The organism is Staphylococcus succinus (genome assembly GCF_029024945.1).
GTDB classification, from domain to species: domain Bacteria; phylum Bacillota; class Bacilli; order Staphylococcales; family Staphylococcaceae; genus Staphylococcus; species Staphylococcus succinus.
Genome location: NZ_CP118976.1, coordinates 2,541,232 through 2,567,186, shown reverse-complemented (window position 1 = coordinate 2,567,186; position 25,955 = coordinate 2,541,232). Strand labels below are relative to the sequence as shown.

At 33.0% G+C, this 25,955-nt stretch carries 21 protein-coding genes; 10 read left to right on the top strand and 11 right to left on the bottom strand.

What is annotated here, in order from left to right:
* Positions 1–122: 122 nt before the first annotated feature.
* The 4 genes from PYW31_RS12350 to bioD are packed head-to-tail and all read right to left on the bottom strand — an operon-like array spanning position 123 to position 3,975.
* On the bottom strand, positions 123–803 hold the full coding sequence (locus PYW31_RS12350) for a 6-carboxyhexanoate--CoA ligase (RefSeq protein ID WP_046836941.1): 681 nt from the start codon (positions 801–803) through the stop codon (positions 123–125).
* Positions 804–1,928, bottom strand: coding sequence for an aminotransferase class I/II-fold pyridoxal phosphate-dependent enzyme (locus PYW31_RS12345; RefSeq protein WP_046836940.1), 1,125 nt, complete (start codon positions 1,926–1,928; stop codon positions 804–806). It lies immediately after the preceding gene.
* Between the two features lie 12 nt (positions 1,929–1,940).
* Positions 1,941–3,308, bottom strand: a complete 1,368-nt coding sequence (gene bioA / locus PYW31_RS12340) for an adenosylmethionine--8-amino-7-oxononanoate transaminase (protein WP_046836939.1) — start codon at positions 3,306–3,308, stop codon at positions 1,941–1,943.
* Positions 3,301–3,975 carry a dethiobiotin synthase gene (gene bioD / locus PYW31_RS12335; protein WP_046836938.1) on the bottom strand — a complete coding sequence of 225 codons (675 nt, stop codon included), beginning with the start codon at positions 3,973–3,975 and terminating at the stop codon, positions 3,301–3,303. Before bioD ends, bioA begins: the two co-directional genes overlap by 8 nt.
* A gap of 231 nt (positions 3,976–4,206) precedes the next feature.
* Here bioD and PYW31_RS12330 point away from each other — a divergent pair, with 231 nt between their 5' ends.
* Complete coding sequence (locus PYW31_RS12330) at positions 4,207–4,554, top strand: VOC family protein (protein ID WP_046836937.1); 348 nt, start codon at positions 4,207–4,209, stop codon at positions 4,552–4,554.
* A 262-nt stretch (positions 4,555–4,816) separates the two neighbouring features.
* On the opposite strand, the gene PYW31_RS12325 is transcribed toward PYW31_RS12330, so the two are convergent.
* Positions 4,817–5,641 (bottom strand): acyl-CoA thioesterase, encoded by an 825-nt coding sequence (locus tag PYW31_RS12325; protein ID WP_046836936.1) that lies wholly within the window; start codon positions 5,639–5,641, stop codon positions 4,817–4,819.
* 231 nt (positions 5,642–5,872) lie between these two features.
* Positions 5,873–6,781, bottom strand: coding sequence for a LysR family transcriptional regulator (locus PYW31_RS12320; protein WP_046836935.1), 909 nt, complete (start codon positions 6,779–6,781; stop codon positions 5,873–5,875).
* A gap of 168 nt (positions 6,782–6,949) precedes the next feature.
* Between PYW31_RS12320 and PYW31_RS12315 the strand changes: the two genes are divergently transcribed.
* Positions 6,950–7,993, top strand: a complete 1,044-nt coding sequence (locus tag PYW31_RS12315) for an MFS transporter (RefSeq protein WP_235602248.1) — start codon at positions 6,950–6,952, stop codon at positions 7,991–7,993.
* A gap of 347 nt (positions 7,994–8,340) precedes the next feature.
* Here the strand turns inward: PYW31_RS12315 and PYW31_RS12310 are convergent, their stop codons facing one another.
* Complete coding sequence (locus PYW31_RS12310; protein ID WP_046836934.1) at positions 8,341–8,715, bottom strand: winged helix-turn-helix transcriptional regulator; 375 nt, start codon at positions 8,713–8,715, stop codon at positions 8,341–8,343.
* A 119-nt stretch (positions 8,716–8,834) separates the two neighbouring features.
* Here PYW31_RS12310 and PYW31_RS12305 point away from each other — a divergent pair, with 119 nt between their 5' ends.
* Together PYW31_RS12305 and PYW31_RS12300 are read left to right on the top strand one after the other, a co-directional pair.
* Positions 8,835–10,022, top strand: coding sequence for an MFS transporter (locus PYW31_RS12305; RefSeq protein WP_046836933.1), 1,188 nt, complete (start codon positions 8,835–8,837; stop codon positions 10,020–10,022).
* Positions 10,023–10,198: 176 nt separating this feature from the next.
* Positions 10,199–11,395, top strand: coding sequence for an amidohydrolase (locus PYW31_RS12300; RefSeq protein WP_046837030.1), 1,197 nt, complete (start codon positions 10,199–10,201; stop codon positions 11,393–11,395).
* A 132-nt stretch (positions 11,396–11,527) separates the two neighbouring features.
* On the opposite strand, the gene PYW31_RS12295 is transcribed toward PYW31_RS12300, so the two are convergent.
* Positions 11,528–12,949, bottom strand: coding sequence for an MDR family MFS transporter (locus tag PYW31_RS12295; protein ID WP_235602247.1), 1,422 nt, complete (start codon positions 12,947–12,949; stop codon positions 11,528–11,530).
* Between the two features lie 489 nt (positions 12,950–13,438).
* Between PYW31_RS12295 and mbcS the strand changes: the two genes are divergently transcribed.
* The 3 genes from mbcS (at position 13,439) to PYW31_RS12280 (ending at position 17,472) form a co-directional block, all read left to right on the top strand.
* Positions 13,439–15,019 carry an acyl-CoA synthetase MbcS gene (mbcS, locus tag PYW31_RS12290; RefSeq protein WP_046836932.1) on the top strand — a complete coding sequence of 527 codons (1,581 nt, stop codon included), beginning with the start codon at positions 13,439–13,441 and terminating at the stop codon, positions 15,017–15,019.
* 302 nt (positions 15,020–15,321) lie between these two features.
* On the top strand, positions 15,322–16,503 hold the full coding sequence (locus PYW31_RS12285) for an FtsW/RodA/SpoVE family cell cycle protein (RefSeq protein ID WP_046836931.1): 1,182 nt from the start codon (positions 15,322–15,324) through the stop codon (positions 16,501–16,503).
* A gap of 54 nt (positions 16,504–16,557) precedes the next feature.
* On the top strand, positions 16,558–17,472 hold the full coding sequence (locus PYW31_RS12280) for an LCP family protein (protein WP_046836930.1): 915 nt from the start codon (positions 16,558–16,560) through the stop codon (positions 17,470–17,472).
* 81 nt (positions 17,473–17,553) lie between these two features.
* Here the strand turns inward: PYW31_RS12280 and melB are convergent, their stop codons facing one another.
* The 3 genes from melB to PYW31_RS12265 form a co-directional block, all read right to left on the bottom strand.
* Positions 17,554–18,924 (bottom strand): melibiose:sodium transporter MelB, encoded by a 1,371-nt coding sequence (melB, locus tag PYW31_RS12275; protein WP_046836929.1) that lies wholly within the window; start codon positions 18,922–18,924, stop codon positions 17,554–17,556.
* Positions 18,925–19,159: 235 nt separating this feature from the next.
* Positions 19,160–20,458 (bottom strand): alpha-glucosidase/alpha-galactosidase, encoded by a 1,299-nt coding sequence (gene melA, locus PYW31_RS12270; RefSeq protein WP_046836928.1) that lies wholly within the window; start codon positions 20,456–20,458, stop codon positions 19,160–19,162.
* A gap of 179 nt (positions 20,459–20,637) precedes the next feature.
* Positions 20,638–21,522, bottom strand: a complete 885-nt coding sequence (locus PYW31_RS12265; RefSeq protein ID WP_046836927.1) for a helix-turn-helix domain-containing protein — start codon at positions 21,520–21,522, stop codon at positions 20,638–20,640.
* Positions 21,523–21,745: 223 nt separating this feature from the next.
* On the opposite strand from PYW31_RS12265, the gene PYW31_RS12260 reads away from it, so the two are divergent.
* The 3 genes from PYW31_RS12260 (at position 21,746) to PYW31_RS12250 (ending at position 25,955) form a co-directional block, all read left to right on the top strand.
* Positions 21,746–22,729 (top strand): choloylglycine hydrolase family protein, encoded by a 984-nt coding sequence (locus tag PYW31_RS12260; protein ID WP_046836926.1) that lies wholly within the window; start codon positions 21,746–21,748, stop codon positions 22,727–22,729.
* A gap of 131 nt (positions 22,730–22,860) precedes the next feature.
* A complete protein-coding gene (locus tag PYW31_RS12255; protein WP_046836925.1) occupies positions 22,861–23,958 on the top strand; it encodes a low temperature requirement protein A in 1,098 nt (365 codons plus the stop codon).
* 467 nt (positions 23,959–24,425) lie between these two features.
* Positions 24,426–25,955 carry an NADH dehydrogenase subunit 5 gene (locus tag PYW31_RS12250; protein ID WP_046836924.1) on the top strand — a complete coding sequence of 510 codons (1,530 nt, stop codon included), beginning with the start codon at positions 24,426–24,428 and terminating at the stop codon, positions 25,953–25,955.

The following is a 25,955-nucleotide window of genomic DNA, read 5'->3' as shown; positions in this document are numbered from 1 at the left end:
AAAAAAGTTTACAGATAGGAAAGTATGAAAATACTCAACCAAGAGACAAGATTATCTATCTAATGTTGTCACTTGGTTGAGTATCGTGGTGCCTGAATGTGAAGAATAAAAATAATTTTAAATCAAGCAAGAATGCGTTTTGGCGTACATTCTAGAAAATGTATATAGTCACTCATATTTAAATTGTCATCCACAAAGATAATTCTGCCACCATGGCGTGTACCTGCTTCTTTTATATTAAATATACGATGATAGCCTAATTGCTTTGTCGCGTAGTAGCCAGTCGTATAATGTACATCGTCAGAAACGCACAATTCACCATATACGCCTTTAAAGTGTGTTGTACATGTTGCGATAGAAATGGCATCTTTAATTCTTTCGCTTAATTCACTAGAGTGTATAGAAGGGAAAGAAAAGTTTGTAACTCGCACACCTCTTTGCCCAGTAGTATCTAATCTTTTTCCAGACTGTGCAGATAGTATAATCGCACCTGTGTATAGCACATCGTTAAAAATATAAGATAATCCTTTTTTCAAAGCTAATGAAGAGACATTGCTTTGTGCTACAATATCTTCCAAGTTTGTTTTGACTTCATTATGTCGTACCAATGAGTGTAAGTGTGTTAAGGGTTGAGTGATTTTTTCTATTTTCAAATTTAGGAAATCAACCTCACCATTCTCATGGTAAAATCCTTTTTCAAAAAACCTTTGAATCGTTGCCGCAATATTTTCTGCTTCACACATTGTTTCGCCACCACTGATATGGTTTTGTTGATAACTAGCCCTCATTTTAATGCTGTACATTCAAACCACTCCCTGGATATAATTTTTAATTAATTTTAAAAGTACATCTATATCTTTCTTACTATGGAAATAAGAAAGTGAGATACGTAGGGTTGGGACTTCAACTGTTGGGTATCTCAAAAGGCTTGTAAATAAGCCGTTATCATATAAATATGTATGTACTTGCTCTGTAGATTTAAGACAGGGTAAAATAATATTTTTTATCGGTGAAAGGGAGTCTACTTGATGATTGAAAAGTACCTGATATTGCTCATTAAAATAACGGCTTAAATCTAACAACTTTTCCCTTCTAGTGTTACAGGTTATAACATATTGAAAATTTGTCATAAGCTGATATAAATTGAATATTGGTAAACCACTTGAATAAATTACAGCGCGCCCTTTGTTGATGATAAGTGTTTTAATGTTTTCAGAACTTAAAATCATCCCTCCATGAGCACCCCAAGTTTTAGACAAACTTGAAGTGAGTATATCAATCCCTTGATAACTATCAAAAAGCTTTAACCCCAATCCATGTGAGTCATCAATGATAAGTAAAGTATTACTATATTTGTTTTTAAGGTTAATTAAATGTTGTAAATCTATGATGTTACCGTTGGTTGAGAAGACACTATCTGAAACGATGAGTTTAGTATGGAATGGGTATTGTTTCAATTGCATTTCCAATGCAGTGTAATCTAGATGTTGATAAATAACCTTGTTTAAGTCACTGAGTTTAATCCCATCTATAATACTCGCATGATTTTTTTGATCTGAAAACACAACCACATCTTCATCTTTAAAAATATTAAAGACTGCTAAGTTTGCATCATATCCACTATTAGTAATGAAACAATCTTCAAAACCAAATGACTGGCTTATAGATTTTTCTAAGTTTGAATAGACAACAGAATTACCACTAATTAATCGGGAACTAGATAAAGTATTACTAAATTGTTTCGAAAATGTTTGAAAATCCTCTAAATTTAAGTTGAATTGTCCAATTCCTAAATAATCGTTTGAAGTGAAGTTGATGTAATTTGTCTTGTTTATGGTAATGTATTTTCCAGAAACTTGAGTTATATTTTTTAAAGTTCTATATGTGCCATCTGCTTTAATGTCGTTTATGATTTTTTGGGTATCCATGCTCAATTACTCCTAATGCTGAGTATCATTTGTTTTACTTAACGTTGATATCAGGACTTTTTTGAAAATATTGGTCATTTTTTTGATCTCTTTCACAGACATATTGAGAACTGGCACGAAGGTGATAACATTTTCTAAATTTCGTATCATTAAGCCCTTTGATTTACACTGACTAATGATTTCTTCAACGCGCTCTATATCTAAGGGGGTTTTATATGCTTTATCTGATACTAATTCAACGCCAAACATTAATCCTCTCCCTCTAATATCTCCCACGTGTTTATGGTCTTTTAATTCAAAAAGTTTTTCAGATAGTATTTTCGACGTTTTTTGAATATGGCTAATCAATTTCTGTTGTTCAAAGAGTTTAATACTTTCCAAGGCCACGGAACATACGATTTGATTTCCTGTATAGGTATGACCATGGAAAAATGTTTTCTCTTCATGTCTATCACTTAAAAAAGCATTATAAATGCGTTGTGACGTTAATGTAGCAGCTAAAGGTAAGTAGCCACCTGTAATTGCTTTGCCTAGACACATAATGTCTGGTTGAACATCTTCATGGTTACATGCAAACATCTCACCAGTTCTTCCAAATCCTACGGCTACTTCATCACAAATAAGCAAGATGTCATATTGTCTACATAAACGTTCAACTGCTTTTAAAAAACCTTGTGGGTGCACAAATAGACCTGTCGCACCTTGTATGAGTGGTTCAATGACAAATCCTGCAATTTCATCAGCTCTAGATATTAAAATAGTTTCAATTTGTTTTAATATAGCTTGCATCATTTCATCTTCATTTTTATAGTTACTTTGATATAAAGAAGGACTCTCTACTTGTATATTTTCAAAAATTAGGTCCTTAAAAATTTTATGAAAACTATCAATGCCGCCTACACTTACCGCACCCAATGTATCGCCATGATAACCATTGTGCAAGGTTAAAAATTTATTTTTCTTTGAATATTTATGTTTATCTATATTTTTCCAATACTGGTAAGCCATTTTAATAGCGATTTCTACAGAAGCGCTCCCAGTATCGGAATAAAATACTTTGGTTAATTTTTGTGGCGTTATGTCTATTAATTTCTCAGCTAACTCAATAGAGGGGATATTCGATGACCCTAAAAGTGTTGAATGAGAAATTTTATTTAATTGTTTTTGAATCGCTTTATTTAATTGCTTATTGCGATGACCATGGGCATTAACCCAGAGAGAAGCATAGCCATCTAAGTATCTATTTCCTTTTGTGTCATATAAATAGCTACCTTTACCTTTTTCTATAATGATAGGATCAGTTTTACTATATACGCCCATTTGAGTGAATGGGTGCCAAACGTATGCTAAATCTTTATTTACTAAATCGTGGTTATTCATGGTTTATAGCTCCTTTTAAAGTAGTAATAAATGTTTTAGAAAAATCATTATAAGTAGCGTTTTTTGAGAAAGTATAAACATCTTTCTGTGTAAGTTTTTCAATTGTATGTTTGTTATCTTGTTCAACTGAACTATCGGTATATTGATTCATGATTAATATATTAGACGGTAAATGCATATGACTTAGAAAATGTTGATGGACAATGGCATCACTAATAGCTCCGAGTTGAGATGGTAAAACGCTCAAAACCATATCAGCAGTATCACGTATTAAATCAGCCGTCATATAAAAGCTATTTTCATTTTCATGTATAGGGACGGCAATTCCACCAGCGCCTTCAATTAAGATGACATCAAATTGATGTTCTAAAACATTGAGCTTTGATAATATTTTCGTTTTATCAAATTTTTGATCATTTTCACGTTTAAATGCGAGGTGTGGAGAAATAGGATCTTTAAACTTATATAGTGATGTGACTTGATAATCTAAATGACATTCCCGTTTGTATATTTCTAAATCTGGATATGTGCCGTCATCAAGTTCTTCGGTTTGAAGTGGTTTAAATATACAAACGTTATAACCCTCCATTTTTAATAAGTGATATAGGTGAATCGTTATGTAAGTTTTTCCGATATCTGTATTTGTACTTGTTATAAATATTTTCATAAATGACCTCGCTAATTTAAGAATTTCTATATTTATAATAAAGCTTTTTCACCCTAAATGTAAACTTATTTTTAAAATAAGTTTACATTTAGGGCGATAAATAACTTTGAAATCGTCGTTTAGAAATAATATTTATATGAAATTGATTATATAAGTAGTGATTTTGAGTTGGTTGTATAATCATTGGAAGTGCTATAGTGTGAGCTATATAGATAAAAAGGAGATGTGATGATGGAACTAAAACATATCAATTTAACAGTAGATAATATAGGAGAAACACGTGAATTTTTACAGACTTATTTTGATTTTACGTTAAAGACAGAAGCGGGAAAAAATCCAGAAGTATTGCTCGGGAAAGACGGTTTTATATTAACTTTAATGCAGGGCAAAGACGTGAGCTATCCTAAGACTTTTCATATTGGATTCCCACAAAAGTCAAAAGAAGATGTAGATAATATTCATACGTCGCTCAAGGTAGCTGGTTATAAGGTTCCAGATCCTAAAGTAACACCACATGGATATACATTTTATATCAAAGCACCGGGTAACTTTATGATAGAAGTATTAGCATTTATATAATTGATACATTAATAAAAAACACAGAGCCTTAGGTTAAAAGGAACTGTGTTGATGTTATCAGCGAGTTCTACAACTTTGTGACAGTTTTTGAATATGTTTGTTGCGGACATGCTTCTTTGATAGAGGCAGCACATAATATTAGCTTAAATCTTCAAGTTTGTGCCATAGATTGTAAAATATTTGGAGGTTATGGATATTATTCAAAATTTGTATTGTAAGAGTAAAAAAGCTAAAAAGGAAAATATGATTGGTTTATGTGCCTTTATTCTTTGTAATAGACAAATTGAGATGAGGTAGCGAGTAAGTCACCTTTAGGAGACCATATTTCCGCAGTTTGATCAAAAAAGCCATTATGGAATTGATTCGCAGTTGCATGTCCTAACACGACTTCATCGCCATATGTTTGAAGTTGCTTGGAATCAACATGGAAATAAATCGTGAGCGAAATTGTTCCTATAGGCACAATTTGCTTACGACGTACATAAATCCTCGGAAAAAATGCGTCACAAATAGCAGTAAGTGATAGGAAATCGATATTACGTTTAGGCTCATCATGAATCCATTGTAAAGTCGTAGATGAAGGTACTTCTGTTTGTACATGATGTGAAAATGCTGATGGCAACCCTTGAATAATTTTAATGTCGTATTGTCGTACCCAAGATGGCAGCCCTTTTGAAGAAATTGGATATGCCTCTTCAGGATTGGGCACAGCAGGGAATTTTAGCTCTGTTGAAGACCAAGTTTCTCTTCTTTTTGCAAATACTGCAGTCCCCGTAATGACAATTTCATCATCTTGAAATAGTTCAATAAACCAATGTTGTGTAGCTCGATTTGTTCGAGCTGGGGTAGCTTTGATTTCAAAACTACCATCAGAAACAGGTGCAGCATAATTGATGGTTAAAGACACAGGATCTCCAATATGTTCAGTGTGTTGTAAGACTGCGTTAAGCATTGTCGCCGCAGTGATGCCACCAAAAGGACCTACCATATTAGCATAATGATCTGAAGTGTGACCCAAGTAATGGTCTTCTTTACGAATTAATTGTGTTGCGATATCAAGCGGATGATTTTCTTTGATAGATTTCATAAGCACGCCTCCAGTAATTCAAACAGATATCTTCCTAATTAGTTTATATATAGCCTTAATGTAAAATATTAACCATAGGGGAAGTGATGAAATTAAAGTGTGTATCACAAAAGTATCTAAATGACGTATATAAGCGAGTGACGATTTACATTGAAAATACAGAAATTATAAGTACATTTCTATAATTAGGAATAATAGATTATCACATACCATTTTTAGTTGTGAGTATTATTAATTGTGATTACTTTGAAACATAGGAATCACAGACGATTTTACTAATTCCACAAAAGCATTTACTATTGGAGAGTCATTTTTACTATCCCATACGAGTGCAGTAACAGTCTTAATGTGGCTGTCTGAAATTTCTCGATAAACGACCTCATTTTGTAGTAGGGATTGAATAGAAGATGGAACGATAGCTATACCGATACCTGCAGAAACTAAAGATATTAATGTAGACATTTCTTTAGTCTCCTGTAGGATATGAGGGCTAAATCCAGCTAAGCCACAACTATTAATGACTTTATCATAGTGAAGTTGATTCTCTTTTCTTCCAGTTAAAATAAAAGCCTCAGACGCTAAATCGCTTAGCGTAATAGGGTGTTGCGTTCTAGTTAATGAATGATTGCTAGGTAAAGCTACTACCATTGGCTCTTGTCTAATGATTTCGTAATTAAATAGCGTTGTTTCAATTGGTTCACTAATGATACCAATATCAATAGTTTCATCTTGTAATGCTTTTAATTGTTCAGCAGTGGTAAGTTGTTTTAAGGTTACGTGAATAGATGGATAATGATGTCTGTAACTTTTAATTATACTTGGTAATACATCATAAGCTGCAGAAGCTAAGAAGCCTATTACGATTTCACCGCTTTCGCCTCTATTCACCAAGCGTACTGTTTCGATAGATTCGTTTAAGTTTTCAAGTAACTGATAAACTTTTTCTAAAAACACATGTCCTTCTTGGGTTAATGTAACACTTCTTTTCGTTCTACGAAAAAGAGGTACTCCTAGTTCTTCCTCGAGTTGACGAATTTGAAGGCTTAACGGTGGTTGTGCCATATTCAAACGTTTTGCAGCTTTTCCAAAGTGTAACTCTTCTGCTACAGTTTTAAAATATTTCAAGTGACGTAATTCCATTTTCTAACTCCTTCTTAATTTTAGTGATACTTTATACATATTAATCAGTGTATAAATATATATTAGACATATTAATTAGGCGATTGTAAAGTAGAAGCACAGTATTAATTATTTATTTTTAATTGTGAAAATGATTGATGCGAATTATTTTGAAAGAAGGGCTTATCATTGTCATCATCAGTATCTAAATTATGGACTTGGCAATTCTCACTTACTGTTTTAATCACGATAGGTTTTTATTTGTGTTTACAAATGCTTACCGGAGGATTTTCGATTTTTGTTACTAATATTAGTCATAATCCTACAATGGGAGGTGTGATGACCACAGCTTTTATGTTTGCAGCAATAGTTACTCGTCCTATGATAGGGATGCTACTGTACAAAATAAATATCAAAAAATTACTGTGTTTTTCGCTTATTTTTGTATTTATATGTATTGTAGCCAGTTACGATCAAGAAGCAATGCCTCTATTAATTACTATAAGAGTATTAGAAGGTGTTGGATTTGGAGTTACAACTACACTTTTAGCTACGCTTGCCACAAATTTAATACCGCTTGAAAGAATGGGAGAAGGCATAGGTTATTTTGGAATGGCAACAAGTTTAGGAACTACACTTGGGCCTATGATTGCAATTTCTATATTACATACATTTTCATTTCAATATTTACTGATTATTACTATGTTTTTAATTCTATTTTCGATAGTTGCCACTTTATTCATAAAGTATGAAAAATCTGAGACATTAGATGTATATATCAGTCAAAATAAATCTATATTAGATTCTATTTTAGATAAAAAAGCATTACTTCCATGCTTTTTAGTAATGCTTTTTTATTGTACTTATTCAGGAATTGTTAATTTTATTAATGGATTAGGAGCTGAGGCGCATTTAGGAGCTAAAGTATCATTTTTCTTTTTAATACTTGCTATTGTTATTATTTTAATTAGACCTATATCTGGTAAAGTATACGACCAATTAGGACATAAATACTTAATTTATCCAGCGAGTATATGTAGTGTGATTGGACTAGTATTAATTTCCGCTACTCATGGATTGGTTGTTTTTTTCATTGCTGCAATCTTTTATGGAATCGCATATAGTATCATGCAACCATCCTTTCAAGCTTGGGCAATTAATAGAGTCTCAGCTGAGAAAAGGGGTACAGCTAATGCGATGGTTCTTAGTGCAATGGACTTAGGTATGGCATAAGGTGCGCCTGTTCTGGGTAGTGTTGCAAATTTAACTGGATACAGAGGAATGTATAATTTGTCAGTGCTTTTAATTGTGTTACTTGTGGTGATGTATATTAGTAGTCACGTAAAACATACTAAAAATAAAAAGGGCACGTCAGTGAATTAGCTATCACATATTAGTACATGGATGAGTCAAATTATCTTAGTCTAGGAGCATGAGAAACGTAGACACCACACTTATATTACAAGCGTGGTGTCTGTAGTCTTTAGTAGCCGTTTAGGCTATATAATGATGGTTTGAAGATTCATTTGAAAGGTAATGAGCGCCTTAACCTGAAATTTTTCATAATTTCAAGAAGCATGTTAATGAGGTATATTGATATAGTCTTGTTGTGCCAAAGAAACAGATTCACCTTGTTGATGCATTTTTTCAACATGAAACTCGCCCCAATAACAAAGTGACGAAAGAATTTTGCCAAGCGATTGCCCATATTCTGATAGTTCATATTCTACTTTTGGTGGTACTTGATCGTAAACAATACGATTGATGATACCATCTTTTTCTAATTCTCTTAATTGCTGTGTTAACATCTTTTGTGTAATTGTGGGAATAGCGCGTTTTAATGCAGATGTTCGCATTAGGCCATTATTTTGTAAATGACATAGGATGACAGGTTTCCATTTGCCTCCGATAACATCAATCGTTGCTTCTACGCCTATATTATAAGTCTTATTCATAACTCTACCTCCTTGTGGGTACTAAATAGTACCTATAGCACTTTAAAGTGCGTACTTCCTATTGTTATATGTGTAGCTTATATTAACACATATACAAAAATAAAAGGAGTAAAATTATTATGAATAAAAACAAATTTGCCATACTAGCTTTAGCAATGTCTGCTTTTGCAATTGGAATGACAGAATTTATTAGCGTTGGCTTATTACCACTTATTAAAACAGCATTTAACACGACAATTCCACTTGCAGGATTGACTGTATCATTATACGCCGTTGGGGTCACGCTTGGCGCGCCATTACTTACGCCGTTAACGAACAAAATAAAAAGAAAACATTTATTAATAGCTATTATGCTAGTATTTATTATTGCTAATACATTAGCGGCATTATCTACAACTTTTACTATGTTATTAGCTATGCGTATTTTATCAGCATTAATGCATGGTGTATTCATGTCTATAGCAACAGCTATTGCCAGTGATTTAGTTACACCAGATAAACGTTCGAGTGCAATAGCAATGATGTTTACTGGATTAACAGTAGCGACAATTACAGGTGTGCCGATTGGAACATGGATTGGTCAACAATTTGGTTGGGAAATGTCATTTATTACCATTGCTGTTATAGGACTCATCAGCTTAATTGCAAATATATTTGTGGTGCCCAATGATTTGAATGAATATGATCAAGCACCGATGTTAGAACAATTAAAAGTTTTTAAAAATAAATCATTAATGATGGTGTATTTGATTACTGCTTTGGGATATGGTGGTACATTTGTGGTTTATACTTATCTGACAACATTGCTAACAGACGCTTTACATTATAGTGATGATGCAGTTGTCATATTATTAGTGATTTATGGGGTTATGGTTGCTGTAGGCAATACAATGGGTGGAAAGTTAACAAATCATCATCCAACCAAAGCACTGATTAGTATATTTTCCATTCAAGCTATCGTATTACTATTCGTTGGTATAACAGTCACACATCACATATTAGGTACTATAGCCATTTTAATCATGGGATTATTCGCATTTATGAATGTGCCAGGGTTGCAACTAATCGTAGTATTGTTTGCTGAACGAGAAAATAAAGCGACAGTTAACTTTGCATCAAGTTTAAATATAGCCTCCTTTAATATCGGGATTACATTGGGATCTGTCATTGGAGGTTATGTACTAAATCAATTTACTATTACAATGACGCCTTACTTCGGGTTCATAATGGTCGTAGTAGCAAGTGCGATGATGTATGTGATTTATAAAAAAGAAAATGAAACACAATTAAAGGTATCAAATGGATAATATAGAGTTATTTTTCTTCTGTTATATATTTATAATATATATTTGCTTTGAAATATCAATTATCAATCAACATGAATACCTTTTCACAATTAATTATCTTTGAATTAATTCGAGAAAAAACTTAAAATTGAAATTGTGAAATATATATTTAAAACTAATGAGAGAAGTGAATGTTTATGAATGTAAGAGATGCATTGTTTGAAAAACTAGAAAGCAAAGAGAGTGATATGGTCAAACATAGACGCTATTTGCATCAACATCCTGAATTATCATTTGAAGAAGAGCATACTGCACAATATATTAAAGACTTTTATAAGGGCAAAGATGTGACCGTGACGCAACCTGTTGCTGAAAGTAATGCTGTCATTGTAGAAATCAAAGGTGGTAAATCAGGAAAAACAATTGGTCTACGCGCTGACTTTGATGCTTTACCAATTAATGAAGAAGCTGACGTGCCATTTAAATCATTAAATGAAGGCGTGATGCATGCATGTGGTCATGATGCACATACAGCTTATTTATTAGGTTTAGCAGATGCTTTAATTGATATTAAAGACCAACTTGCTGGTAACATAAAAATTATTCATCAACATGCTGAAGAAATGCCTCCAGGCGGTGCAAAACAAATCGTAGAATCTGGCGCATTAAGTGATATCGATGAAATTTATGGTATCCACGTAGCTCCAATAGTAGGACCAGAAGTCATTGCTTATAATAAAGGAAATGCATTCTCAGGTAGTTCTACATTCACATTAACAATTAAAGGGTTAGGTGGTCATGCTGCTAGTCCTCATAAAACACGTGATGCATTAGTTGCAGGTACCAATTTTGTCAATACGTTACAAACTATTGTTTCTAGAAGAATCGATCCATTAGAAATGGGTGTCATTACAGTTGGTGCATTTGATGCTCCAGGTGGCTCAAATGTTATCCAAGATACCGTGACAATTAAAGGGACGGCACGTTATTTAAATAATGATTTAGAGCAATTTATGTACGATGAAATTGAAAAAGTGGCGAAAAGCGTAGCTGTTGGGTTTGATATCACATATGATTTAGACTATCAATTTGGCTACCCAGTACTATACAATCACCCTGAACAAACGCAAAATGTTGCAGATGTGTTAAGTACAAGTGCGGGTGATTATTTTGAGCATTTAGTAGAAATTCCACCAGTGACTGGATCAGAAGATTTCGCATATTATTTAAAAGAAATCCCAGGAACTTTTTATATTGTCGGCTGTAAACCAGAAGAAGTAGAAGAACCATATATGAACCATCATCCTAAATTTGAAGTGAATGAAGATGCATTGCTAGTTGCAGCAAAATCATTAGGCGAGATTGCTTTAAATCGATTAGCTGCTAGAGAATAAATCACTTGTAGATTAACAAAGGAAGTAAATTCAAATAACTGAATTTACTTCTTTTGTTTTTAAATAATGATATAACTCGAAATATAAAAAGAAGCCTTACAACATATATGTCGTAAGGCTTCTTTTTTATAATTATATTGTTCGACGTGCTGGTTTGGTTTCGTCTGATAGTTTGATTGATAATAACAATGCTATGACTGAAATACCTGTTGCAACCATAAATGTTACGTTAACACCATGAATAATACCCTCAATACCTTTATTAGGAATTGCCGATACTGACATTAAAGTAATAAATACAGCTGTACCAATAGCACCTGCCATTTGTCTAAAAGTATTGTTCATTGCAGTTCCGTGCGCAATGAGATGGTTAGGTAATTGGTTAATCGCTAACGTTGTCATAGGCATCATAACCATTGAAATGGATATCATACGCAATGCATTACCTGTTGCAAGGTAAGTGAAGCTCGTGTGTGTCGTAAGGAATGCGAAAGGTACTGTAGAAGCCACTAAGACGACCAGACCTATACGTGCAAGCCATTTACCACCGAATCTATCAAATAAATAACCTGTTATAGGATTCATAGCTCCCATAATAATAGCGCCTGGTAATAACACTAAACCAGATTCTAGAGCGGAAAAATGTAACATATTTTGCATATATAACGGCAAAATAATATTTGTAGCGATTAATACGCCAAATACAAACATACTTAGTACTGTACCTAATGTATAAATGCCATAACTAAATACTCTAAATTCAAGCATTGGTTCTTTAAGTTTTAATTGACGACGAATAAATATCACTAGTGAAATTATTCCGATTACGAGTGGGGCGATAAAACTAATACTTGCCCATCCTGCTTCTCCAACAGTACTAAAACTGTATAAGAGGCCGCCAAAACCTAATGTGGATAGGATGACTGAAGTGATATCTAGTTTTGGATTTGTTGTCTCTGTAACGTTTTTCAAAAGGAAAAATGATGTGATGATAATAACGATGGCTATAGGAAGTACAACGTAGAAGACACTTCTCCATGATAGATGCTCTACTAAAACACCTGACAAGGTTGGTCCAATCGCTGGGGCAAAAGCTATGACTAATCCAAATAGTCCCATTGCTGTCCCGCGTTTTTCTACTGGAAATAGTAAGAATAAGATTGTCTGCATAAGTGGCATCATAATACCAGCGCCTGCAGCTTGTAATACACGTCCAATTAATAATGTTGAGAACTCAGGTCCCACAGCACAAAGTAATGTACCTATGGCGAATATACCCATTGCGGTTAAAAATAACTGTCTCGAGGTGAAGCGTTGAATTAAAAATGCAGTAACTGGAATCATTATTCCGTTAACTAACATGAAAATAGATTGTAACCATTGTACTGTACTTTCTGATACTTGAAGATCTTTCATAATTGGTGGTAACGCTGTACCAAGCAATGTTTGGTTCAAGATCGTAATAAAGGCCCCTGATAACAGTACGATAAACAAGGGAACTCTTTTTTCTACATGAAATGTTCCGTTTTCGGTCAATAGACTCACTTCTTTCATAACAAATTACACATTAAGACATTGTACCATTTAGACAGGAAATAAAAAAGTTTTCTGTTTGTGAATTTTAATATTTATATATTGAAATTCAATGATTTAATATTTAAAATACTAAAAAACGATTGATATTTAAATTTTCTGAAACTTATTTTTTAAGTTTATATAATGTTATCTTAGCAGATTTGTAGGTGCATAGAGATATGAATAAACTCTTTGTTTCACCTTTATATTTAGAGTTAAATGATAAATTTTTAAAGTAATCCTTATATATACATTAGTAATTAAGAAAAGATAATATACTTTAAATGTTATTAATAAAATAGGAAATGCTGTGAAGTCAAAATCATATCTTTTTACACATGAAAAGTTTAAAATTATCATGAAAATGCGTTGTAATATTTTGAAAAATTAAACTGAAATATCTTTGTGTAATATAAGTACATCGAGAAAAAACAGAATCAAAGATATATGATTTAAGGAGCGTAAGAAATGGATAAAAAAGATTTGATTGCACCAGAACAATATAATATTGTTAGCGAAATCGAAAAATTTGCAGTAGATCCAACGAAGAAAGCTGTCATTTTTGAAGATGAAGCAGGTGACAAAAAAGAAGTGACATATGAATCCCTTATAAAAAATGCAAATAAAGTAGGGAATATGTTTTTAAATCATGGCTTAAAAAAAGGCGACAAGGTACTCATAATGATGCCGCGTTGCATCGAAACTTATGAAATCTATCTTGCGGCATTAAAATTAGGTATTATAGTTATTCCTAGTTCTGAAATGTTACGTACTAAAGATTTACAATATAGAATTACACATGGTGAAGTCAAAGCTATTGTTGTCACAGCAGATGGTATTAACGAATTTAAAGCAGTCAAAGAATATGATGCTTTAACGAAGTTTATCGTTGGTGGTAAGGAAGAGCAGTGGTTCACAGTAGAAGATGAAATGGCTACAACAACAGATCAATTAGATATTGTTGAAACATCGCGTGATGACATAGCACTGCTTTCATATACATCTGGTACAACAGGCAATCCTAAAGCTGTTGTACATTCGCATGGTTGGGGTTATGCCCACATGCAAATGGCACCAAAACATTGGTTGAGTATTGAAGCGGATGATCTTGTATGGGCTACAGCTGCCCCAGGTTGGCAAAAATGGGTGTGGAGCCCATTCTTATCAATAATGGGCTCAGGCGCTACTGCATTTGTATATAATGGTAAGTTCAATGCTGAGAAATATTTAGAATTACTACAAGCATACAAAATAAATGTGCTGTGTTGTACACCTACTGAATATCGTTTAATGGCAAAGTTACCTAATTTAACTGATTACAACTTAAAACATTTGCATAGTGCGGTTTCTGCAGGGGAACCTCTCAATAAAGAAGTTGTTGAAAAGTTCCAAGATAACTTTGACCTTACAGTTAGAGACGGTTACGGACAAACTGAAAGTACGTTATTAATTGGGTTCTTAAAAGATACAGAAAGTCGTCCGGGTTCAATGGGTAAAGCAATACCAGGCAGTCATGTGACAGTGATTGATGATAATGGTGATTTTGCTAAAACTGGTGAAGTAGGTAATATTGCAGTACCAGTAGATTTACCTGCACTATTTAAAGGGTATTATAAAGATTCTGAACGTACAGAAGAACCTAAAATAGGTGAATATTTTACTACGGGTGACTTAGCAAAGTTAGATAAAGATGGATACTTTTGGTTTGAAGGACGTAAAGATGATATTATCATCAGTTCAGGATACACCATTGGGCCATTTGAAGTCGAAGACTCGCTTACTAAACACAATTATGTTAAAGAATGTGCTGTAGTTGCTAGTCCACATGAAATCAGAGGGAACATTGTTAAGGCATTCGTCATTCTTCAAGATGATGTTGCAGCTGATGAAACAACGATTAAGACACTGCAAAATTATGTGAAACAAGACGTCGCTCCGTATAAATATCCAAGAGCAATTGAATTTGTGGAAGACCTTCCGAAGACAAACTCTGGGAAAATTAGACGTATTGAGTTAAGAGAAGCGGAAAAAAGAAAAAATCATAAGTGATATGAAATCATCAACGTAAGCAAGATGAAGTTGATACTAATAGAACGAAATAAAGCCTGAGATGTAATGCTATTTTACATCTCAGGCTTTTATTATTGTCTAATATGCTAAGTCTTTATATTGATACAAACCGATAATGTAAAAACGAGGAAGTGAGATTAAATTTCATGGATATTATTTATATTTATGAAATTTTTAATATCTAATTATTAAAAAAATGTTTAGGTGAGCCTAAAGTATGATTGTGTGTAAATAACAAGTATGTTTAATTGGAATTTAGATGCTTAGAGGGGGTAAACAACATGAAAAAATTCATAAAATATTTGAAAGAAAGGAGTAGAAATTTAGATTTAAGTTTAATTATGTGCTATGCATTGCTCGGTATTATTGGCGTTGTCATGGTCTATAGCGCGAGTATGGTTTCTGCTTCTAAAGGCACATTAACCAATGGAGTACCCATCGCAGCAAACTACTTTATGAAAAGACAATTTTTATTCTTTATGATGGGATTTATTATTATTTTATTTATTAGTATGTTGCTTAACATTAACGTGTTAAAAAAAGTGAGCGTCCAGAAATTCATAGTGCTAGCCACATTAGCTTTATTAGTGTTAACGCTTTTGGTTGGTAAAGAAGTCAATGGCTCAAAAAACTGGATTAATTTAGGTATATTTAGTTTACAGTCCTCAGAATTTTTAAAATTAACTTCTATATTTTATCTCTCTTACATTATTGATAGGTGGCTTTCTATTAAAAGAGACTATAAATTGAAAAATTTGATTCCTCCATTAGGTGTTTTGGGCATAGGGTTACTACTGGTGTTAATGCAAGGTGATTTAGGTGGAACTTTACTTACAGTTGCCATTATTGCATCGATGTTAATGTATTCTGATATTAAAAATAAAATAAAGGTGCAAATATTCACTATAACTTCTGTTCCAACAGTTTTATACATACTTTATACACTAATTTTTGATGCTAAAAATCTATATAGAATGAAACGTATCAAAGTAGTGTTAGATCCATTTAAATATGAAAATGGTGACGGATACCAATTAACCAATGCTTTGACATCTATTAGCAACGGTGGATTGTTTGGTCGGGGTTTAGGAAATGGTATTTCAAAATTAGGATATTTGCCTGAGCCACATACTGATTTTATTTTTACCGTTATTTCTGAAGAAACTGGATTGGTTGGAGTACTATTTATTTTAATGATTTATGGTTTTATATTATTCAAAGGTCTTACTTATGCAAATAAGACGAACAATCATTTTTATAAATTGATTTGTATAGGTGTTGTAAGTTATTTATTTATGCAAGTATTTATAAATTTAGCTGGGATTTCTGGCATGATTCCACTAACCGGAGTAACTTTACCGATGCTGAGTTACGGGGGGTCTTCTATAATGAGTATTAGTATTGCATTAGGAGCTATGATAGCAGTTATAAGAAATATAAAAAGAGAAAGTATTGCAAAATGAATAAAGCGATAGTACCACGATGATGAAATATATAAATAGAGAGAAGGAAACTCGATGAAATTATCGAAGAAAGGTAAAGTCGTTTTGGCTTTATTAATAGTTGTAATAGTTATATGTGCATTTTTAACATATAAAATATTGCATTTTAATAATGCTATTCATGATTCAAGTGACAATAGCAAAGCATTAAAGCAAGTCCAGAAAAAAATTAAGAATAAGGACCCTATTTCAATAGCGATATTTGGGGTTGATTCTGATGTTAAAAGAGCCAAAGTAAATATGGGACAAAGAACGGATACATTGCTTATCGCTGCAGTGAATCCTAAAAATAAAAAAACAAAATTAATTAGTATACCTAGAGATACAAATAGTAAGATTACTGGGTATGGAGACCGTGAAAAAATCGCGCATGCATATGCTTATGGTGGCCCTAAAACAGCGATAGACACAATTGAAAATAATTTTGATGTACCAATAGACGCTTATGTCACTGTTGATATGGATGGTTTTGAAAAGGTCATAGATATCTTAGATGGTGTAAATGTTAAAAGTAATGCAACATTCGAATATAATGGATCTAAGTTTCAAAAAGGTGACTCATTACATCTTAACGGCAAAGCTGCATTAGATTATGTTAGAAGTCGTAAAGAAGAAGGTGCTGGAGGCGATGAAGGTAGGACCGCGCGTCAAAGACAAGTTATCGCTGCAGTCTCTCAGTCTTTGAGTGACTCGAAAAGTCTCATAAAATTAAACAAAATACTTAAAGTAAGTGAAAACAATGTTAAAACAAACTTTAATGTGGCTGATTTAAAATCGCTGTATAGTCAATATAAAGGCGCGACTCAAATGATAGATAAAATTTCTATAAATGGTGAAAATGAAGTGGAAGATGATGGTATTTGGTATTTTGAACCAGATATAAATGATAAACAGCAAAAAATGAAAGCATATAAGGATAATTTAAAATAGGAGGTTTATGAGGAGTTGTATCTAATCCAAATTTCTTGATTATCTGAATAGAAAGACACAAGTCATGACTTGTGTCTTTGTTTATCCTTTTTTGCTTTTTCTTAAATTTAAAACATTTACTACATCTTTAATATAGGAGCCCTTTAAATGATAGCTCCATCTATAAATAGCATAACTTGCTAAAATACAAATGATGGGAAGGACAATCATAATAAAACGTAGTCCATTTTTTGTAAGATCACTTTGCTGACCCCCAGGCTCATAACCGAATATGGTTAGACTCCATCCAGTGACTAACCCAGAGACGGCCATAGCTGTTTTCATTAAGAATGTTTGAGTTGAAGTAATGACGCTTTCGTTTCTTTGTCCGAACTTTAATTCACTGTAGTCTATAACATCCGCAATTGAAACAGTAATAATTCCCATAATCAAACCAGAACCTATTTTAATGAATATTGTACCTAGCACTACTGGTAATATAGCTTTAGGGGTAGTATAACTGGCAATAAGCAAGATGATTAATCCAAAAATTAGACTACTTGTCGCCAGAGGAAAAACCCGTTCTCTTGTAAGTAGTTTTGATACTTTAGGAAATAAGAAGAGTGCAATGATTTCCATGAATCCCATACCATTGTAAAGCGCAAATAAAAACTTTGATTCAGCCACATAGCTGAAATAATAAATAAGTACATTGCCGATAAATTGTGTGCTTAAGAAAAAAGTTACAATAATACCGATATAAGCCAGTAGTTCTTTATTCGTAAATAAGATTCTCCATATATCTTTGAACCTAAGTGTAATACCACTTTCAATATTAGTAGGTGCTTCTTTGACGTTTTTAACAGTAATACCAATTGTTAAATTGAAAAATAATATGATAATAATAGTTAAAATAAAAAATCCAACTGACTGATTTCCATTACCGAACCATTTATCTAGGTAAATAACAGCAGATAACCCAATAGATCCAAGAATCAGGTTTGCTAAACTTGCAAAGATACGTGGTATGACTGACACTTCTTCACGTTCGGTAGGATTGTTTGTGAGGTTTGGTAGCCAAGACCAGTAAGGCACATCCATCATGGTATACGTCATGCCCCACAAAATATACATAATCGAAATAAATACATATAAAGTCGTGCCAGTTAAGTCAAAGTTAGTAAATAAAATAAGTGTGATTACTGAGTTTATCAGTGTTCCAATAATTAACCATGGTCTGAATTTTCCCCATTTTGTTTTGGTCTTATCTACTATCATCCCCATAATAGGGTCGTTAATGGCGTCCCAAATACGAGCAACAAAATACAAAGTACCAACAAAACTTGCTGCAATGCCTAATATATCAGTGAGATAATACATGAGATAAATTCCGATTAAGTTAACCACTAGATCTTTACCAAATGCACCAAAGCCAAATGAATATTTTTCTTTCTGTGTTAATTGTTTTTGCAATGCTATCACCTCTTGAGTCATTCCAACCAATATTGTAAGTGTTTATATTTGATGGCACGATGCCCTTATCTAAATTGGTCTAGACTTAATTAAACTATCAATTTTGAACACAGTATTTTTATTCATTGATGTATATTGGCGAACGATTTAATTTAATGTTTATAGTAATCATCGCATTTTCGCCTTCTATCATTTGATAGCGTCAATCTGGTTATTGCACATCTGAAGGGGATAATTATTTATATTTTGGTAACCAATCCCCATGTGCTTCTATTAAATCATCGCATAATGAGATGATGTCGTTGATAGATAATTCAGAGGCGGTGTGTGGATCTAGTAATGCTGCTTGATAGATTTTGTCTTTTTGTAATGTTAAAGCAGCTTCAATCGTCAATAATTGTGTATTTATATTGGTCCTATTAAGGGCAGCAAGTTGTTCAGGAAGGTTACCTATATAAGTTGGTGAGATGCCACTTGCATCAACTAAACAAGGCACTTCAACGACGGCGTTTTCAGGTAGATTACTAATTAAACCACCTGTATTCAAGACATTTCCACCAATTTTAAAGGGTTTATTGGTTTCCATAGCTTCAATAATATATGAACCGTATTCATGTGAACGTTCATGTGTGAGATGCTTATCATTAACAATATCATCACGCATTTGTTTCCAATCCTCAATTTGCTTTACGCAACGACGTGGGTATTCATCTAAAGGAATATTGAAATTTTCAATGAGTTCAGGATAGTTACTTTTAATAAAATAAGGATGATATTCTGCATTGTGTTCAGATGATTCAGTAACGTAGTAGCCAAATTTATCCATCAACTCAAAACGTACCATATCATCATGTGTAGTTTGTTGTTTTGCTTTCGCACGCTTTTTAATCTCAGGATAGAGATCCATACCGTCTCGCTTGATTTCAAGCAACCATGCCATGTGATTGATACCTGCAATTTTCCATTGAATATGATCAGTAGGCATTTCTAATGATTCAAGTAGGTCATGTGCACAGACTTGAACACTATGACATAAACCAACAGTCTTAATACCTTCTTGTAGCATGATGTTTGTTAATACCGCCATGGGATTAGTGTAATTTAAAAACCAAGCATCTGGACAAACCGCTTTGATGTCACGAGCAAAATCTTGTATGACAGGAATTGTTCTAAGGTTACGGAAGATACCCCCGATGCCCAATGTATCAGCAATCGTTTGGCGTAAATGATATTGTTTAGGAACTTCAAAATCTATAATTGTAGAAGGATCATAACCTCCAACTTGGACTGCATTTATGACATATTTTGCTCCTCTCAAAGCTTCTTTACGATTGTGGTAAGCTTTGATTCTAACAGTTGAGTTAAGATTTTCTTTTAGATTATTTAACATGCGTTCTGAGTCTTTTAAACGTTCGTCATCTATATCAAATAAAGCAAATTCAAAATCTTGTAAAGATGCTACAGTCATGCAATCTCCTAAAACATTTTTTGCGAATACTGTACTGCCAGCACCTAGAAATGTAATTTTATTCATATAAACCCCTCCTAAAATTAAATGAATGATTGTTATAAATGAAAATGATTTTTTATTTGAAAATTCAGATAAATGAATCTGCACCTTTTCAAACGGCTATAGCTTATCTATAGGTTAGTGGCTTTATAAGTAACATTCAATCGTAAATAAATTAAAAAAGGGTAATATATTGCTGTCTATCAGTCGATAAATATTTTATTTACTGACATAATTGTTTTCTCTTTGCGATAACGATTTGGTGAGACGCCAACAATTTTTTTGAAAACTTTACTAAAATAATTGCTTGAAGTATATCCAACTTCACGAGAAATACATTCGATATTTTTCTCATTAGATGATAATAAAAGCAGTGCCTGTTTTATTCTAGTTTTTGTTAAGTAATGAATAGGTGTTTCTTTCACTATGATTCCAAATTGGCGAGTGAAATGGTATTTCGATAAGTCGGAGGCCTTTACAATATCATCTAATGAAATATCTTCGTGATAATATTTTTCGATAAATTGTATTGCTTTGACGATTGGAAGAGGAAAGTCATTGGCTTGTTGATGACCATACTCCACATGTTCTAAGCATTTCATAATAAATGTATAGGCACAGGACGAAGCTTCATAGCCATGATTGATACCGAAGGTCTCTAATTTTTCCAAAGTATCTATGATATGTTTGATTGGTTCAGAATGTATAGATAATTTTAATATTTGACCATAGGTATCCATGATACGATGGAATAATTCAGCAGCTACTTTGCCATATATTGTAAAATACAAAAACTCCCATTCATTTGAATCTTTGGGTAAATAGTAGCAATGGTTACTTGGCACATGTACTAAAAATGCATCTTCAGGTTCTAAATTGAATGTTTCGTGTTCGATTTGAATAGATCCTTTACCTTTTAATGTGTATTGAAAAATGTATATATCTTTTTCACCACGTTTGCAACCATGCCAACAATAATCATGTGTTTTTCTCAACTCGTAACCTACGGCGTTTAATCCAGCGACCTTGTCTTGATAATCTCCTTTGAATCTAAAGCCATATGAGTTGTGTTTTATTAATTTTCCCAACTTAGTATACCTCCAATGTTTATTGCTAATATTATCATGATTTATGGTTTGAATAATAAGGAATTAGAAAGGGTTTCTAAATTTATAGTAAATCATTGCAATCATTATAATTTTTTACTCAAAGAGTATCTATAGTCGTAGCGAATGGTGTGTGCTAAAATTCGAGATAACGTAAAATGATATTACATAATTTAAATAGATTGAAGATATTGGAGGCAGTTTTATGTGCACAGGATTTTCTATATTATCTCCGCAGAAAGTTAATTATTTAGCGAGGACAATGGATTTTGATTTTGAATTTAATGGGATTCCTATTGCTGTTCCTTCCCATTATCATTGGGAATTTGATATCGCAGGAATCCATCAAATGCAATATGGCTTTATAGGTACAGGTGTAATGGTAGGTAAGTATCGTTTTGGTGATGGGGTGAATGAACATGGTTTAGCAGTATCAAATCATTACTTTACTGGTGAGGCGAGTTATGCTGAAGAACTGCGTAAAGATTATTTTAATATGGCTCCAGAGGAATTTATATTATGGGTGTTGGGTTTCAATGATTCTATAGCCATGTTGAAAGAAAAAGTCGATCAAGTCAATATTGTGGCGTTGGAAAATAAAGCATTAGGTAAGGTGCCACCGTTGCACTTTATTATCACTGATGAAACTGGAGCGACGATTTCAATTGAACCTCATCATGGATTACTTGTAGTCAAAGATAATCCAGTGCATGTACTAACTAATAATCCCAAATTAGAATGGCATTTAGAAAATTTAAGAAATCATGTACATTTATCACCAGTAAGCGGACAACAAAAGCAATTTGGCGAAAAAGTATTCAGTACGCTTGGTGTAGAAGGGGGCACGCATGGTTTACCTGGTGGTTTCACTTCGGAAGAACGTTTTGTAAGAGCCGCCTATTTACGTCATCATTTAGAATTAGATACAGAGCAGGAATTTAAAAATTTAAATAACTGCTTTAAAGTCCTCGATAATGTGAGCATACCAAGAGGCGCTGTAACAGAAAATGGCATTGCACATTATACGCAATACCAATGTGTGATGGATTGTAAACATCGTTCGTATTTCATCAAACCATATAATAGTAGTGATGTATTCCAAGTGGATTTAAATGAAGTGCTATTAAATAAGAAGGAAATTACTTATTTTTCGTTAGATAAGCCATTCTCTACACAACGTTTAAATTAAGTGGAATGTCATTTTGAAAAGGTTAAACCAATAATATAATTGACCTCATAATGAAGCCAAATAAGTATTTTGGATATGTAAACTATGACGTGAATTATGTTGATTATAATAATAGTGTAAGAGGTGTGTTTATGAAAAAGAAAGAAGTTAGTATGTCAGAACTGTTCTTTGATCTTGTATTTGTATTTGTGTTTACATCTATTAATCAAACAGTAGAAGGTGTGTCTGAAAATCTAGCATCTATTGAAAGTCTTGGAAAAAACTTTATGATGTTTCTGATATTTTTTGCGATATGGGTTTATAGAACATTATTGGTAAATCGCTTTTTTGAACAAAAGTGGTATCAATATTTATTTGTGTTTATAGATATGTTTTTAATACTATTACTCTCTAAATCGATTAATGAAAACTTTCAAGTTACATTTAAACCCTTTGTGATTATTTCAGCAGTTATCTTTTTAAGTATTGCTATTCAATATCTTATGAACTATAAACTGAATCCGACAACAGTAACATTCAAATTGGTAAAGGTTTATGTAACGGGGCCTGTGATGATGATTTTTATATCATTAGTAGCGTTATATTTACCGAAAGGTGTCAATTTTTGGATATATTTTATTGGTATCGTTATAATGGCTGTTTTTCCAATATTATTCCTTAAAGTATCAAAAGATAATCCGGTATTCTTTGACCATTTTTCAGAACGTTTAAGCTTATTTATCATTTTGTTATTTGGTGAGGGCATAGTTCAGATTGTTAATAATATTCATATACAGCATATAGAAATATTAGATTTAGTATATTTTATTTTGGTCATTAGTCTATTTATGATTTACACATTACATTATAAAAAAAGCCTGAATTGTCAACATAAAGCTGCAACTGGATTTGCAAGTGCTTACCTTCACTTAGTACTTATCTTTACATTAGATTTTATATTCTTAGTGATGAATAAAGTGTTGGCAGGTCACCCACTAAGTGAAACAGAAATTTACGTTTATACAATTGCTTTTTGTGTATTTTTGTTAGCGATATTTGTAGATACTATGTTGCACAGTTCAGTCATTAAACATAAAATTCGCTACATTGGACTTATTTTCGTCGCAACAATCATTGGTTTATTAATTACAAACATCTATTTAGTAACGATTATAGAAATTATTGGGATTTTGGCGCTTTGCTTAATCTTTTATACAGAAAAAAATTATGCTAAAAAGCCATCACACTAATGCGTTAAAGTGTTTATGGTAGTGATACGTCAGAAATTTTGACGTAAACAAGTTAGGCTTTGATAAGTGAAATTCTTGACAATCACGAATATTAATTATAAATTATAAACATTCAATAAAAAATATTATAGTCAGTGAGTATTGTTTTTTATGAGTTTGGAGCTTTAGCAAAGTGTTAATAGAAATATTGGCAATTTGAAAAAGTGGACGATATAACATAGAAAGTAAAAATCATACGGCTAATGATGTAAAACATAACTTTAAATATAATGCTTAAAAGTAAATATAGGGTAGCAAAGCAAAACATTTTGCATAGAAATGCGTTGTAATGAAGCCGACAATGATAATAAATCAACTATGATTTATTATGTATTGTTGGCTTTTTTTAATGAACCTAACGTTCAAATGGACTAAATACTAGTACCGACTTAAATAAATTATCATTTCTTAGACAGGAGGAAGCCAACATGCTTACATCGTTCAATGTATCCATATTATTCATCATATTTTTTATCACACTTTTAATGTCTATTATAAGTGGACTTGTTTTTTTAAATTCACGTATACCACTTTTATACGTACGTATACATATTTGGTTCATAGCACTTCCTCCACTTGTGGCATTTATTGGACTTATCTTCGCCCATAAAAATATGGCGGTCGGTATTTGGTATTCGGATGTACTCTCTTGGTTAATGTCATTCTTTGTGTTAATTATTGGTGTCATTATCCAGCGTTATTGTGTGCGTTATTTGATGGGAGATCGTAGTTATAGAAAATATTTCACTTTATTTACTTTGACTACAAGTTTTGCAGCAATTGCATGGTTAACAGGAGACTTACGCATCATGGTCATAAGTTGGGGATTAACATTAGCGTGTTTAACTATACTTATTAGTTTGACAAGTGCTTGGAAAGTGACGAAGGCAGCTGCCAGGGTTACTAGAAACCTATTCTTGTTAAGTTGGATAGCTTTATTAATTGCAGTGCTTTGGATAGCTAGCCTTACTGGAGAATGGCAGTATATAGACATCTTTACCAATACAAATTTAGGCCAAATAAATGGATGGGAACGATTTGGCATTAATTTACTCATCATATTGGCGGTGATGATTCCAGCGGCGCAATGGCCATTTCAAAGATGGTTGATAGAATCTGTGGCTGCGCCTACGCCAGTATCAGCAATAATGCATGCAGGTATTGTAAATGCAGGTGGGATTATGCTGACACGTTTTTCACCATTATTTAATGGTGATATCGCTACACTCATCCTACTATTTTTTGCAAGTGTTTCTGTATTGATGGGAGCAGGTATTAGTTTAGTGCATGCCGATTATAAACGTCTTTTAGTTGGATCAACGATAGGGCAAATGGGCTTCATGTTAATCCAATGTGCGTTAGGGGCGTATATACCAGCGATTATCCATCTGATTTTACATGGTTTGTTTAAAGCAACGCTCTTTTTACGTTCAGGTTCAGCAGTCCGTCACTTTAGTGTGCCGAATCGTGCTAACGAAAGAATGTCTTATCTGTGGATAATATCCGGACGTGTATTAGCATTGCTCATAGGTTTAGGTTTTTGGTTAAGTGCTCCAGAAGAAGGTTACCGTATCGTTAGTGGATTGATATTGGCTTGGTCACTATCCGTATCTTGGACACAACTCGTCGCATTTGGTGAAGGTAAATTTGGACGTATCATAGGCCTAGTACTCTTAATTGTTGTTGGTTCGGTTTATTATCTCGTGCATCATTATTTCTCAGTCGAATTGCATACGATTTCGTTCCAAAGCGTGCAACCACCGACATTTGTAATTATAGTTGTTGCAATTATCCTCTTACTCGGTAGTGTAATGAGTACTTGGGTGGCACGTCATCGTTCTTCTACTGCTTTTTCAATCATGTATCTGTGGCTTGTGCGCTTAGGTGATGCCAAACCAGAGACAGTCGAACGTCATCCCAATTATTTAAAAAAATATATTTCAAAAGGAGGACACTAA